At 47.2% G+C, this 15444-nt stretch carries 10 protein-coding genes; 6 read left to right on the top strand and 4 right to left on the bottom strand.

Annotated elements, in window-relative coordinates; genetic code table 11:
- The first annotated feature begins 1 nt into the window (after position 1).
- From BLA28_RS09570 to BLA28_RS09545, 5 genes are all read left to right on the top strand, one after another.
- Positions 2 to 4003, top strand: coding sequence for an EAL domain-containing protein (locus BLA28_RS09570; RefSeq protein ID WP_069156849.1), 4002 nt, complete (start codon positions 2 to 4; stop codon positions 4001 to 4003).
- A 79-nt stretch (positions 4004 to 4082) separates the two neighbouring features.
- A complete protein-coding gene (locus tag BLA28_RS09565) occupies positions 4083 to 4421 on the top strand; it encodes a hypothetical protein (RefSeq protein ID WP_069156850.1) in 339 nt (112 codons plus the stop codon).
- 44 nt (positions 4422 to 4465) lie between these two features.
- Complete coding sequence (locus tag BLA28_RS09560; protein ID WP_069156851.1) at positions 4466 to 4951, top strand: RNA polymerase sigma factor; 486 nt, start codon at positions 4466 to 4468, stop codon at positions 4949 to 4951.
- Positions 4941 to 5813: an anti-sigma-I factor RsgI family protein gene (locus BLA28_RS09555; RefSeq protein ID WP_069152684.1), complete on the top strand. Its 873-nt coding sequence runs from the start codon at positions 4941 to 4943 to the stop codon at positions 5811 to 5813. The genes BLA28_RS09560 and BLA28_RS09555 overlap by 11 nt, the downstream gene beginning before the upstream one ends.
- Before the next feature lie 335 nt (positions 5814 to 6148).
- Complete coding sequence (locus BLA28_RS09545) at positions 6149 to 7318, top strand: hypothetical protein (protein ID WP_069156853.1); 1170 nt, start codon at positions 6149 to 6151, stop codon at positions 7316 to 7318.
- 30 nt (positions 7319 to 7348) lie between these two features.
- Here the strand turns inward: BLA28_RS09545 and BLA28_RS09540 are convergent, their stop codons facing one another.
- Positions 7349 to 8359: a phosphotransferase gene (locus BLA28_RS09540; protein WP_069156854.1), complete on the bottom strand. Its 1011-nt coding sequence runs from the start codon at positions 8357 to 8359 to the stop codon at positions 7349 to 7351.
- Between the two features lie 262 nt (positions 8360 to 8621).
- On the opposite strand from BLA28_RS09540, the gene BLA28_RS09535 reads away from it, so the two are divergent.
- Positions 8622 to 10301, top strand: a complete 1680-nt coding sequence (locus BLA28_RS09535) for a methyl-accepting chemotaxis protein (RefSeq protein WP_069156855.1) — start codon at positions 8622 to 8624, stop codon at positions 10299 to 10301.
- A 2-nt stretch (positions 10302 to 10303) separates the two neighbouring features.
- On the opposite strand, the gene BLA28_RS09530 is transcribed toward BLA28_RS09535, so the two are convergent.
- The 3 genes from BLA28_RS09530 to BLA28_RS09520 form a co-directional block, all read right to left on the bottom strand.
- Positions 10304 to 13252: a hybrid sensor histidine kinase/response regulator gene (locus BLA28_RS09530; protein ID WP_081329924.1), complete on the bottom strand. Its 2949-nt coding sequence runs from the start codon at positions 13250 to 13252 to the stop codon at positions 10304 to 10306.
- Positions 13230 to 14159, bottom strand: a complete 930-nt coding sequence (locus BLA28_RS09525; RefSeq protein WP_169897226.1) for a substrate-binding domain-containing protein — start codon at positions 14157 to 14159, stop codon at positions 13230 to 13232. Before BLA28_RS09525 ends, BLA28_RS09530 begins: the two co-directional genes overlap by 23 nt.
- Before the next feature lie 154 nt (positions 14160 to 14313).
- Positions 14314 to 15210 carry an NAD(P)/FAD-dependent oxidoreductase gene (locus BLA28_RS09520; RefSeq protein WP_069156858.1) on the bottom strand — a complete coding sequence of 299 codons (897 nt, stop codon included), beginning with the start codon at positions 15208 to 15210 and terminating at the stop codon, positions 14314 to 14316.
- Positions 15211 to 15444: the final 234 nt, after the last annotated feature.

The raw sequence follows: 15444 nt of genomic DNA, 5'->3' as shown, positions 1-15444 counted from the left end.
TATGGACATTCATTTGGAACAAAGCAATTCTCTCATTCAGACGTTGATAGGCCGTCTTCCTGTGGGCATATTATATTGTGATTTCGATGAAATCTTAACAATTGAGGGTGCAAATGAAGGCTTTTTCCGGCTGACGGGCTTTATGGAGCCGGATCTGGAAGAGCGGTTTCATAACAGCCTGTCTGCAATTATACATCCGGATGACTTTACAAAAGTGGCGGAACAGGTTGCCAGACAATTTTTAAACAATGAACCGGTTTCCATTGAGTGCCGTATTTTATGCAGCGACGGCAGCTATAAGCAGGTAGAATACAGCGGCCGGTTTATTAATGACAGCAGGTCGGCTGAAAAACTGATTGGCGTCATTGTGGGAAAAGCGGAAAGCAGCGATGGCATGAACCCGGGAGCCGTTCTGGCAAAAGAACCCGAATCCTTTCTGGGAAAACATGATTTTGGCCTGAAAGATACCCATATCATGATCTGTGAGTGGGATATCGCCTCCGATACCCTGAATTATTCCTGTAATCGGAAAGGGAAAGACGGGACTGAAACGGTGTATAATCAGATCGCTGCGCAGGTATCTTCTCATAAATGGATCCATCCGGAGGATACGCAGGTTTACGCAGAACTTCTTGAAAAACTGCGCGCGGGCAGTATATATGCAGCCGCAGAATTCAGAATTTTTAATGCAGAAGAATATATATGGTGTCAGGTCCATGGTGTTGCCATGTGCGGCCGGCAGGAAAAGCCGGTGAAAGCCCTGTGCATTATTTTTAATATTGATGAAAGAAAACAGGCGATGGATGATCTTAAAATCCGGGCCGAACGAGATGCACTCACTGGCTTATATAACAGAAAAGAAACGGAAAAACAGATCAGGGCGTATCTGGAGGAAAAACCGGAAAATATCTGCGCCTTTTTCATGATTGACACGGATAATTTCAAACAGATTAACGATACAAACGGCCATATGCTGGGAGACATCGTTTTAACGGAAATGGCCTATGGCATGAAAAAAATGATGCGCGAGAGTGATGTGGTGGGCCGTATCGGAGGCGATGAATTCCTTATTTTCATGAAAAATATTACCTCCCGGGAAGCGGCTGTGCAGAAGGCTGCGGATCTGACGGAAATGTTCCGCCGCCTGTTTGAGAATGAGAAGCGCTCCATTCATGTCACCTGCAGTATGGGCGTCGCCTTATATCCTGATGACGGCAGAGATTTCAGGACATTATACAATTATGCGGATCGGGCTTTATATCAGGCGAAAAGCCAGGGGAAAGACGGATACGTGGTTTATGATACGGCAAACTCCCGCCTGCCTGAAGAAACCGGATATTCCTCCATAAGCGCAGCGATTGAGTCGCAGCCCATATCTCTGGGGGATTCCAGCGATCTTCTCACTTATATATTCAAACTCCTCTGTAATATGGAGGATTTGGAGCAGGCTGTCAACCTGTCCCTGGAGGTGGTCGGAAAGCGGTTTGATGTAAGCCGGGCCTATATTTTTGAAACGAATGATGTCGGGAAATATTATAAAAATACATATGAATGGTGTAATGAAGGCATTGAGCCGGAAATCCAAAATCTTCAGCGTCTGGATTATTATACGGCCGGTGATTATCGGGAATTATTCGGGGAGGATTCTATTTATTACTGCCGGAATACCCATCTGCTGCCTCCTGTACAGAGGAAACTTTTTGAAGATCAGGGAATCCGTTCTTTTTTACAGTATGCCTTATGGGATAAGGAAAGGTTTGCCGGCTTTATAGGGTTCGATGAATGTACGGGGATGCGTTTGTGGACAAAGGAGGAAGTGAATGCACTGTCGCTGATATCAGAACTGCTGGATACCTTCCTTCAGAAGAAAAAAATGCAGGAACGGGAACAGAAGCTTCAGGATTTGCTGCGGAGGATGATAGAGGAGGAAGACGGCTCAGTCTGTGTGATCGGAAGCGGTACCTATGAGATATTATATTTTAACAGCAGAGTAAAACAGCTTATGCCCAGATTCCGCGAGGGAGCGCTGTGTTATGAGACCTTTTTTTATGCAGATCATCCCTGCAGCTTCTGTCCTCTGAACGAGGATAATGCGGCCTGTGCGGATTCCCTGCAGCAGAATATATGTACGGCCGCTCATGCAGCTCCCATAAAGTGGTCAGGGAAGGATGCCTACCTGGTATCTTTCCGGAATTCGGACAGGACGGATGCGGTGAAGACGGCTGAACATACGGATTGCCAAAAACTGCATCTGGCAGCGGAGAAAAGTATTGCTGACTGTATCCAGTGGCTGACAACCTCTGAGTACCTGGAGGATTCTATCGAATATGTCCTGAAAATCATTCTGGACTATTATCAGGCGGATCGTGTGTATATCATTGAGGCTGACGAAAAGAAAAATGCGGGAGTCAATACCTATGAGGTTTGTGCAAAAGGGGTAATCCCCCAGATTCAGAATCTGCAGGAAGTGCCGATGGAAGCACTGTCCTTCTGGATGAAGCAGTTCGGTATCAGGGATTATATCCGAATTGACGATATTGAAGAATTAGGGGCAAATCGACGGCTGGAATATGAGATCCTGAAAGAGCAGGGAATAAAGAGCCTGATGGCACTTCCCCTTTATGTAAAAGGGGAGAGGAAGGGCTTTCTGGGAATGGATGATCCCAAAGTAAATAAGGAAAATTATTTTTATCTGGAGGAATTATCCTATTTTATTGAAAATGAGATCACCAAGAATTCCATGCGCAGGCGTTTGGAAAAAATGAGCTTTGAGGATGCACTGACAGGGCTCGAAAACAGAAACAGCTATATGATATACAGCGATGATTTTTCGGAGCGTATGCCTGCGCCCGTTGGTGTCGTTTTTATGGATATCAATGGCCTGAAGAAACTGAATACCGTCAGAGGCCATGTATATGGGGATATGGTGATCACACATATTTCAGAAATCATGAAGCAATTCTTCCCCAACGGGAGGAAATTCAGGCTGAGCGGTGATGAATTCCTGATTGTTACCGAAGCGATTTCCTATGATGAATTCAGTGAACAGCTTAAATTAATGGAAGCGAAATTTACGCTGAACGGAGAATCGCTTTTATCTGTCGGTACGACATGGAGTGATGTGAATGCGGATTTGACAGCATTGATGAATAAGGCAGAGCGGATCATGCAGATCAATAAGCAGGAGTATTATAAAGGGTATAAAGAAATTGCCATTGAAAAAATCCCCCTCCTTAAGGAACTGACGGATTCCATTGCGAACAGACAGTATATGATTTATCTGCAGCCCCAGCTGAATATGAAGACCGGGAAAATAGACCGGGCCGAGGTACTGGTGCGCTGCAGGGAGAAAGACGGCACTATTTCTTCTCCGGTTAAGTTCATCCCTTTTCTGGAAAGTGAAGGGCTGATCTCCAATATTGATTTCTTTGTTATGGACGAAGTGTGTAAACTGCTGACTAAATGGAAGGGAACCCGGTTTGCCGATATGCAGCTGTCCCTTAATTTTTCCAGGATCACCATGTTCGACAATAACTTTTTTAATGAGTTCCGGAGTGTTTTCAGCAGATATGACCTGAACCCGCAGCAGCTGGAGCTGGAGGTCACGGAGACACAGGAAACCCTGAACAAAAAGCAGATGGCCCATTTGCTTGAGGAATTAAAAAAACATAATTTCAATATCGCGCTGGATGATTTCGGCGTGGAATACTCGTCCTACGAATTCCTGATGATGGCTGATTTTGATATACTTAAAATAGATAAGGGTATCATACAGAAATATGAAGAAGCGGAGCGCGGAAAAACGCTGGTAAAGCATATCGTTGATATGGGGCATTCCATTGGGGCCAGATGCTGTGCGGAAGGCGTGGAAACAAGGGAGCAGTTTGACTATATGAAAGAAATCGGCTGTGACTATGTCCAGGGCTATATCGTTGAGAAGCCGATGGCGGTGGAACAGTTTGAACAGAAATACATGTTTTCCGGGGAAAATGTAATTTTTTAAAATATTTTTAAAAAGTTGAAAGGATTGGGTTTCCTCAATCGTATACTTATCAGAACAATAAAAAATGGAGGTACCAATCATGAAAAAAATAATCGCCGCATTTGCCCTTTCCACAGTTCTTCTGGCCGCTGTGCCGCTGACCGCTTCTGCCCACGGGCACGGACATAACAGCGCCTGCAGTGTAACCGCAGCCACGAATTACTCTTTATGCAGCGCGGAAAACTGTAATGTATCAGGAAACCATCAGCATGACGGAATCACCTATGCCGGTCATTATATGGGCGACGGACACGATTACCATCAGGCATGTACGGAAAAGGGATGTACGGAAACAGGAAGCCATGACCATAACGGGAATGTCTGCCTGCCTCATAACGGAAATGGTTCCGGTTCCCATCATCAGGAAAACCATCATTAATATAATGGGAAAATCCCAATGATATCTATTGAACGGGAGAGGCCATGCGGAATGAAGCCGAGGTGAACCGTGCTCTGAAGCTATATGCGGACACGGTTCGCCGTATTTGTTTTATGTACCTGAAAAACGATACGGATGTGGAAGATGTGTTTCAGGAGGTATTCCTCAAATACCTTCTGCATCCCTCATCCTTTGAAAGCGATGCCCATGAAAAGGCATGGCTTATTCGTGTTTCCATCAATGCCTGCCGGGATGTTCTGAAGAGCTTTTTTCGAAAAAAGGTCCGTTCCATCGAAGAGATCGATGTGGAGCCTTTTTACATACAGGAGCAGGATAAAGAGTTGCTGGATGCCGTTTTACGGCTTCCGCCCAAATACAGGAATGTGATTTATCTGTTTTACTATGAAGGCTACACGGCGGTTGAAATAGCGGGGATACTGAAAAAGAGTGAAAATACGGTATATACGTGGCTTGACCGGGGAAGAAAGGAGCTTAAGAAGCAGTTGGGAGGTGAGTGGATTGGAGAATAAGTTTCGCAGTACCTTTGACAAGATTTATGCAGAAGAGGAGCTGAAGGAGAAGACAGCCGATTTCCTGAGTAAGGAAATACGGAGGAGGAAACCGGCAGGACGGATTTTCCGGCAGAGGCTTATCGGAGCATGCGCTGCTTTCGCCGTGTTTTTGTTTATAAGCGGGCTTTCCTATTTTACTCCCAATGCTTATGTGGATATGGATGTGAACCCCTCCATTTCACTGACTCTTAACCGTTATGGGCGCGTTCTGGAGGCGGCCCCGTATAATGATGACGGCGCGGTTATCCTGCGGGATGTGGATGTCAGGCACAAGTCCTGGGATCAGGCCGTGGAACGGCTGCTGGATGAAATGATTCTCAGGGGGTACCTGGCCCCCGACGGCCTGGTATCCGTCACCGTACAGGCAGGAGGCAATGACAGGGAACAGAAAATGCTGGGTGAGATCCGGGAGTCTGTGGATACCTTGCTTGATTCCCACCATTCCACGGCATCGGCGGATGTTTATGCGGTGACCAGGGAGGTCAGGGACTGTGCCCATGATTATAATCTGAGCCCGGCCAAATATCTTGCTATTACACAGCTGCAGGAGGTGGATCCCGGTGCCTCTTATGAGCAGTGCGCGGAACACTCCATAAGTGAGATAAAGCAGCTTACGGAAGAGCACTGCGGTGAACATCATGAGGAGAACGGCGAACATCATGAGGAGAGCGGAGAGGATGCCGAAGACGAAAATAATACGGAAGAAATAAATGATACCGAAGCAGTAAATGATACCGAAGCTGCGGATAACGGGGATGAAAAACATCATTCGGGTAAGAAGGATCATCATGGTCATGAGAAACATGAGGACAGCGAGTAGCAATGCCGGCAGTTTCCGGCTGTTCTGCTCCGCTTACCGTCTGTATTCTTCCCGCTCCCTTTATTATCAGTTTGAGCCCGTCACAGGAATTGTGGCGGGTTTTTTGAGCAGCAAAAGTACAGAAAGAAAGCGTAAAAGTGATCAAAGAATATGGGATTGAGATATCACAGGCTCTGTGGTAAGCTGTTTTTGTGGCTCATCCCGGGGATTCGGCGTAAACAGCCCCTGATATTCGGGAGTCGGCGCAATATAAAGCAGACACTGTTCTGCGTTGGAAGCATACCGGTACAACCGACAAAAAGAATGGATAATTAGCAAATGACGAGAGGAGAATTATGAAACATAACACAAAAAAATGGCAGGCATCACTTCTTTGTATAACACTGTGCGGCATTCTGACAGCCTGCGGAAGCGGGAAGGAATCACAGGCAGAGGACATGAAAAACTCTGAAACAATACAGATAAATGAAACAGATATGGGCGCTCAGCAGGAAAACGGAACAGAGAAAGAAACAGGCGGCATGGAAGAGAACCGGCTGATCGGGGAGCAGACCTTTGAAGTGACGCTGGAACCTTTGGGAAAGGTGACATTTGCATCTTATCGGCCGGATACACAGCAGAATCCGCTGGGAGATGCCCTGTTCGAAATACAGGAGGCCGGAGGGAAAACCACGGCACTGGAAGGTATTTTTGAAAACAATATCAGGGCCAATGAAATATTTAATGAGGTCGAAGCCGTTTCCTTTCCTGATTATAACGGCGACGGTTTCAGCGATATCATAATAATCTGTAATTATTCACCTTCCTCCGGGCCTGATGTGGGAACGGGATATTCGGAAGCTAGGATCTACAGAGGGAATGAAGACGGCCTGTTTACATTGGAAAGAGAATTATCTGAAGTAACCAATTCTGCCCTTGCTGAAAAGACGGTTCAGTCGGTTCTTGGATTTCTGGGCGCAGGGAAGCAGGGGGAAGCACAGGCCTCCGATTGGAAACAGGCATATATCGATCATCTGCAGAAGCAGGATCCGGAAGAATGGCAGGGATATCAGCTGATTTATCTGAATGATGATGAAATTCCGGAGCTGGTGGAAATCGGGACCAGCGAAGCGGCAGGCTGTGTTATTGTCACTTACGCGGACGGCATGCTTGAGGAAACCCGGCTGGGCAGGCCGAATTTCACCTATATTGAAAGGGGCGGCCTTCTGTGCAACTCCGACGGCAATATGGATCGCTACTATGATCTGGTATATCGTATGGAGAATGGCCGGCTGACACAGATTGCCGCCGGTTATTACGGGGCGGAGGATAATTCCAGGGTGGAATTCGATGCGGACGGAAACCCCGTTTATCAGTATCAGTGGAATGATGTACAGATGTCGCAGGAGGAATACGAACAGAAGCTGAATGCGGTATATGATACATCAAAAGCAAGACAGGGATATGAATGGGATGGCTGGCTTTCCCGGGAGGAAGCAGCAGAAGCTGTGGAAGGCATGGAATAAAGCATAAGATATAAATACAGCGCCGGCCTGTTAATTCTGGTTGGCAATTAAATGAAGAAGATCACATATTTTTTCGGTATGTATTCCGGCTTCCAGCATTTTTATCCAGCTTTGTACAATCGGATACTGAGAGAGGCCGATAATCTTCCTGTATTCAGGAAAACAGATTTTTTCGGCTTCCGACAGTGAGTAATTTTCCCAAATCCCGTTGAGAAGCTCATCCTGTTGGCGCTGCATTTGTATAAACAATTCATTTGCGGAATACTTATTATATTCTTCCGGCTCCGGCTCGCAGAATGTTTCATTCAAAAAACAGTTTATATTGACTTCCGTACCGAACATATTAAAATCGATCAGACCGGCAAAGCAATCCGTGTCATCAACAAGAATATTGGTAAAATTTAAATCCCCCTGATAGACACAGCGGGGTAATTCTGAAAAATACTCTTTTATTTTCATTCTGGCCTTCTCATTACAGCTTACGCTCAGATCGGCGGCTGCATCCAATTGATGCGATTTCAGACAGCGGACCAGCCGATTTAGATGTTCCTGTTTTTCGTCAACATCTTTATCCAGAGGGGCCAGATCTATGATAGACCACATTGATTTTGTTACGGAAAGATCGATGTTTGTATAGGCAGAAGCCAGCACACCCAGATGTTTGACAAGTTCTTTTCGAAAAGCAAAGGAGTCAATCCGGCCCGGATCCATTAAGCGGAAACGGGCCATTTCTTCTACATAGCAGGAGAAGGTATCATCGTCCTGTTTACAGAAAACGGCAAATTGGTTCCTTTTGTTTTTTACCAGGGATGGACAGTAAATACCAATTTCCTTATATCTTTTTATAAGTCTGTCCACATCATTCAGATACGCCTCAGAAATGGAACCGTTATTATAAAATTTCAGCATGTAGGCGTCATTAACCGGATAAATATATCTTTTATCCGAAGGAGTTCTGGAATTGTCAAAGACTTTCCCTATACTATTTACCTTAATTCCGTATAAAGAACATACATCCTCTATTATTTGTTCTGAAATCATATTTTCCCTCTTATTCATAATCTTAAATACTATTTCTGTATCAGAATCCTTAATTTTGAATATTATACCATTAATTTAGTATTAAAAAAAGAACACACTATTTGATTTGTATGATTGCTATTCCCCACACCTTTTGCTATACTGAACGTATATAAATATAATATGATCACGGTACCCTTTCAGCGGATATCGTGCTGTTTTTTTGTATAGAGCAGTAAAAGAAAAAAGCCGTCCGGCAAAATGAGAAAAGGGTATCGTACAAATGAAAAATTTAAAAATCGGGAAAAAACTGGTAGTCACATTTGGCATTATTATTTTTCTTTTTATTGAATCGTTAGGGTTGTCTTTTTATAGCCTGAATAATACACAGAATCATTTTAAGGAATTTTATATGGTCGGGCATCCTGTTGTCGTAACGGCTACCGATATGCGCCGTGCCGCCCAGACAGGGCTGAAGAATATGGCATTGAGTTTGCTCACGGATGACAGCGAGGAGACGCTGAGCTATATAGACCAGACAAATGAGCTGCTTGACGGCTTAGGTGAGGATTTTGCCTTTTTAATGGACAATTTCCGCGGAGATAAGTCTATGATAGAAGAAGCGCATAAAATTTTAAATGATGCAAAGCCTCTTCGTTTACATATTCTGGAGCTGGCGGCGCAGAACAAAAAGGATGAGGCCACAGAGATCATGTTTAAAGAGTATCAGCCGCGTTTGATGGAGTTCAAGGAACTGATGACACAGGTGGCTGAAATAACTGCGGAATATGCGGATGAAAACTTTGAAAATTCTGAGGGTACCTATAAAACAGCAGTTTCAATCCTGCTTGTCATAGCGGGCCTGGCATTGGCGCTGACCGTTGGACTTTCTGTTTATATTACGAAGAGCCTGACCGGTCCTATTAAGGAAATTGAAAACGCCGCAGGGAAAATGGCCGCCGGTGATTTCAGCGCGGTTCTCAGCTATAATGCGAAGGATGAATTGGGCAGCCTTTCTGAGAGTATGAGGAGGCTGACAGATAATTTCCGGGGGATTATCCACGACATGGGAGACGGGCTGGGCGCAATGGGGGACGGTAATTTTGACATAGACTCAAAAACGGAAGAGCTTTATGTGGGTGAATTCAGCCAGCTTACCGAATCCATGCATCAGATTATCAGTAAACTGTCCGCAGCGCTGGAGGAGATAGGACGTTCTGCGGATCAGGTGGCCTCCGGCAGTGAGTTGGTATCGAGCGGGTCCCGGGAATTATCCGAAGGAGCCGTGGAGCAGGCTTCTTTTGTGGAAGAACTGGCCGCCGCTTCCGATGAGATTTCCGGACAGGTGAATAATAACACGCATAGAGTGAAGCAGGTCAGTGAGATCGCCCGGGAGACAGAACGGGATATGGAAGAAAGCAACCGGAAAATGCAGGATATGGTCGGCGCCATGGCTGATATTAATGAAAAGGCAGTCCAGATCCGTAAGATCATAAAGACTATAGAAGACATTGCATTCCAGACCAATATACTCGCTCTGAATGCCGCAGTAGAGGCCGCCAGGGCCGGAAATGAAGGAAGAGGCTTTGCCGTTGTGGCTGCGGAGGTGCGCAGCCTTGCGAATAAGACATCGGAGGCTTCCAGGGCGACAGTTGCCCTGATAGAAAATTCGGTTCTTGCCGTAAAGGAAGGAAGCAGAATCGCCGGCGAAACCGCCGATGTCATGCTGGAATCCGTAAAAGGAGCGAAAAAGGTGGCGGGAGTCGTTGAGGATATTGCCAGGGCCACGGAGGAACAGGCTGTTTCTATCATACAGATTAATCAAAATATCGAACAGATTTCCGGCATTGTGCAGGCCAATACCGCATCAGCGGAAGAATCTGCGGCAATCAGCGAGGAACTGTCCAGCCAGGCGAAAAGGCTGAAGGAGCTTACCGGACAGTTTCGGCTGAAGCGGGGATAGAATCAGATGAAATCAGCCATCTTCTGAAACAGGGCATGGATGTCAAGCGGCTTCGCCATATGTCCGTTCATACCTGCGGCAAGACACCGGCTGATATCCTCTTCAAAGGCATTGGCGGTCAGAGCAAGGATGGGAATGCTTCCGGCCTGGGGATGGGAGCTTTCCCGGATTTTAACCGTGGCAGTCAGGCCGTCCATAACAGGCATCTGCAGATCCATGAGAATGAGATCGTAGGTTCCCGGCTCGGAGGAGAGAAAGCGTTCCAGCGCTTCCCGGCCATTTACGGCGCAGTCGGCTTCTATATTCCCCATATGTAAGAATTCCAGTGCAATTTCCCGGTTCAGCTCATTGTCCTCCGCCATCAGAACTTTTACGTGCAAAAGGTCAGGGAGTTGTTTCTGTCCGGCATCGGCCGTATGAAGAGGCTGGCTGCAGCCCCGGGAAACATATTTCAGGATATCCAGGAGCCGTTTGGCAAACAAAGGCTTCTCCACAATATGGATTCCCCTGTCCTGCGCAGCTTCGGCCGCATCCGCCGGATTGTATGCGGAGATGAAGACGGCGGGAGAACCGGAACATGAGGAAGAAGGAAGGATAGAGAGCAGACGGGAAAGCGTCTGCTCTTTTCCATCCAGAAAACGATCCAGGATAACCAGCTGCCAGTTTTCTCCGTTGCCTTCAGCGCGGAGCATTTCCTCTGCCTGTGAAAGGGTATAAGCACATCCGGTCTTTGCACCGCAGGCATTTAAGATGGCGGCGGCATCCTGAACCACCAGAGGATCCTGATCCGCCAGCAATACCCGCAGGCCGGAATAATCCGCCTCTTCTTCCTGATTCTCAGAGGAAGCATGGGGAAGTACGAGCTCGATGGTGACTGACGTGCCTTTTCCCGGGGCGCTGTCTATGGTTATGCTGCCATCCATCAGCTTCACCAGATGGAAGATGATGGACAGGCCCAGGCCGGTTCCGCCTTCCCGGATATGGAGCTGGCTGCGTTCCTGCTCAAAGGGCCTGCCCAGCCGTTCCTGAAATTCTTTGCTCATTCCGATGCCGTCATCCTGAATGACAAAACGGAGGAGCGAAGAGTCCGGCCCCGGCCCTTCCTGCTCGGAGATATCAAAGGAAAGATGCCCTTCCGGCGGGGTGTATTTGATGGAATTAATGAGTATGTTGATCAAAATCTGATTCAGGCGCGTCCAGTCGCCCATAAAGGAATCATGGACCAGTCCGTGAATATGGATGGCAAAGGAATGCCGTTTGCCTTCCGCCTCCGCCTGCGGGCGTATGATGCCGGAAACGTTGGATATAAGGCCGGCAAGGCTGAAGGCTTCTGTATTGAGAGTTAATTTTCCGCTTTCAATTCTTGATATTTCCAGGATATCATTGATGATGTGCAGAAGGTGGTCTGCGCTGAGCTTTATTTTGTTCAGGCAGTCTTTCATACGCGGCGGATTATCCTGGCTGCGTTCCATGATTTCCAGCATTCCCATGATGGCATTCATAGGCGTCCGGATTTCATGGCTCATATTGGAAAGGAAATCGGATTTGGCCCGATTGGCCTGCCGGGCAGTCAGGGCGGCTTCCTTCAGGCTTTCCTGGTAGAGGATGGACTGGGTGATATCCTCAAAATAGAGCATATACTTCCTGAGGCCGGCGATGGAAATCCCTGTTTTTACGGTGAAACGGATAAAAATTTCTCCTGAGGCCGGATGCTGCATGGAAAACTGGTGTACCTCGTCCTCACCGATGCTTCCCTCCAGAAGCCGTTCATATAAAGAAGGATCCGCCAGACGGCAAAGCTCTTCCAATAGCTCTGGATGGGAGAGATATTCTTCGCTGGACCGCCCCAGGATCCGGAGACTGTTCCGGAAAACCTGTTCCAGCTTACGGGAGTCTCTGTCGAAAATACAGACGACCACATCACTTTTTTCACTGAGTGCATCATATATGGCATTCTGAAATTCCTTTTCTTTTCGTTCTTTCTTTTCCGCAGCCTGTCTTCGCAGGAAAAAGTACAGAAAGGACACTACGACAAGGACACATAATGCAGCAAGCATTTCGATGATGCTTCCTATGAGAGCCAGCGTATTGTTGGACTCTTTTTTTATGACCGAAGAAGGCATGAGGCCGCAGAGATACCAGGAGGGATTTTCTTTTACAGGAAGGAAAAAAATGAAGTAAGCTTCACCGTTCAGACTGGTTTCCAGCTGGAAATCCTCACCGGCATCCATAGGGGCAAGAATGCGTGATGAAATATCAGAAGGAGTGAGTCCGGTAACTCCCGTAAGATCAGTCAGGGTAGTGAGGCCGACTCCGGAATCGTTGGTGTTGAAGGCAGCGCTGATCATGATATCGGTCTGACGGTCCAGCAGATAATAATAGCCTTCTCCCCGGATTGATTTTGCCAGCGTATTGCTGCTGAATTTTTCCATGGGATAGACCGCATAGAAGGCTCCTGTCCGGATACCATCCTTCATGACGGGAATACCCATGGCGGTGAGGCAGGTCCCTTCCTTATCCAGGAAGAAGGGAGAAAAGCCCTGTTCCCCCTTTGAGAGAACAAAATCCGGAAAGGGCAGATCATCCACAGTAAAACGATTGCCCGAAGCATCATAACCGGTTCCGTCCGAATCCAGATAAAATGCCTGATGACAGCCATATTCCTTCAGAAAAGCGCCGAGCATAGCCACAGATTTCTCCTGATCTTCCCAGTTGATATAACGGGAATAACGGTACACGGCATTCTGGGCCGAGAGGATATCCGAGTTTATGAGGTTGGCGGATTTGTCAAATACCGTTTTTACGGAAGCTGCCGTATTTTCCTTCAGCTGTTCCTGTACGTGCAGCATCATCAGGCCGGTGGCTCCGATCATCAGAATAAGAAGAAGGACAAGAAACGTCTCGAAAATCTTGGATGCTTTTCCGGTATCATTGATCCATTTCATAGGCATTTACACTCTCCGTATCTATGATAGAAGCCTCCAGCAGATAATCGGAATTGACTTCTTCCCCGTCCAGCAGCTTATAACACAATTCCCCGCAGACCTTTCCCCAGTCCGCAGGGGATTGTACGGATACTGCCCGGACATTCCCTCGTTTGACGGCATCCAGGATCCCCGGATTGCCGCCGGTGGCATAGAAGGCAATCTGATCCTGACGTTCATTTGCCACCGCACAGCTATGCATCATAAGGCAGATATCATCATTGAACCCCCAGATGATATCAATGCTGTCATTATCCTCCAGAAGCTTTTCCGTCGCGGGAAGAACCTCCTCGTAGCGTGAGATTTCATGTACATCGATCACCTCAATATTGCTCCCCTCCAGAGATTCCAGAAGCCCCTGCTCACGCAGCAGGATGGAGCCGGCCTGCGGGTTGGTCAGATAGGCCAGAGTTCCTCCCTGGGGGAAGTCATTTTTAATATAGTCGCCGATGAGCCATCCCATCTTGTAATTATCACCGCCCACAAAGGTTTCGATGTAGGAAGCATCGGAGACCTTGGAATCAAAGCAGATGATTTTCACGCCGTTTTCCTGACATTCCCTGAGCGCGGGAAGAATACCGTTGATATCCACCGGGTTTAAAAAGAGGACCTCTATGCCCTGGCTGATCATATCGGATATGCCCTGAAGCTGTTTTTCATTGTCTAACTGGGGATCAAAAGTGATGAGGCTGTCGCCGTTCTGGGTTACCAGGTCTTCCAGCTCAGCCAGTGCAAGGCGGAAGGATTGATCCGTCATGTCCATGGCCGTGAAGCCGAAGAGTCTGGGCTCTTTCGGAGCGGCAGAAGGTGAACAGCCTCCAAGGGTGAAGAAAAGCAAAAAAGAGATTGCCGTAAGTATGATTTTTTTATACACGAAACGTTCCCCCTGATATCGATACATATATTTAGTATATAACCGATGGCAATTATGGTCAATGAAAAGGGGAGGTAAGGGAAAGGTTATTCTGAAAAAACGGGAAATGCGGGACCGCTGCCGGGCAGGGATTCCGCATTTTTCATATATAGGGTCAGACAGCGGCATTGACTGCCGCTATGGCTCCGTCTGCAACCGCGGTCGCGGCCTGGCGCACCTGCTTTACCCGGATGTCTCCGGCGGCATATACGCCGGGAATGGCTGTTTCCATTTTTTCGTTTACCGGTATATACCCATTTTCCAGTGCCAGCTCTGGATAGATATCCGTATTGGGGACGGTGCCTGTATAAACGAACACTCCGCAGCCGGGATCCTGGATGGTTTCTGTTTTTCCGCTCTTTTCATCTGCGATATCCAGCGTTTCGATCTGTTCGCTGCCATGGACGGCCTGAAGGCGGGAAGAGAGGCGCAGGGTAATGTTGGCTGTGTCCTTCAGTTTGTTTTTAAATTCAGCGATACAGCCCAGCTGATCTTCAAAATGGATGATAGTTACCGTTTTGGCAAACTGGGACAGATAGAGGGCTTCTTTTACCGCACCGTCGGCGCCGCCCACCACATACATATTTTTTCCGGCATAAAGAGCGCCGTCCCTGGCGGCATTCAGCCCCATTCCCTTTCCGGTCAGGCCGGCTTCGCCGGGAATGTCCAGTTTGCGGGGTGTGCTTCCGTTTGCAAGGATAAGCTTTTGGGCCTGATAGCAGCCGTCCTCCGTCATGACCGTTTTGATATCTCCCTGAAGCTCCGTCTTTGTCACGTTTTCATACCGGATTTCAACGCCTGCATGCAGCGCCTGTCTTTTCAGTCGCTCGGCAAAGGTAGCTCCGGATTCATTTTCAACAATAGCGGAATAATGGGTGACGGTGGAAACCTTTCCGATAATTCCGCCAATCTGGCTTTTTTCTATGATAAGTGTCTTTTTCCCGCGGCTTACCGCGTAAATGCCTGCGCTGATTCCGGCAGGGCCTCCGCCAATAATGATAATATCGTACATTTCGATTCCTTTCTGAACCTTGGGTTCATCGTATCTTATTTCATGGGGCGAAAATGATGCCCGTATCGGAAATGCGCTGCCGCCGGGACATTTTCTTTCTTCGAAGAATATTATAAGACAGTGTATACAAAAATAAAAATTATCTATTTTAATATTTGGATAAGAAATTTTTATAATACTGCCTGTTCAGAGAAAATTATATCGTGAATAATGGGAATGCTATAAAATATCCCG

Origin of the sequence: Eisenbergiella tayi (assembly GCF_001881565.1) — a bacterium.
GTDB classification, from domain to species: Bacteria; Bacillota; Clostridia; order Lachnospirales; family Lachnospiraceae; genus Eisenbergiella; species Eisenbergiella tayi.
The sequence above is the reverse complement of the archived record's forward strand: the minus strand, read 5'-3'. Positions and strand labels throughout refer to the sequence as shown.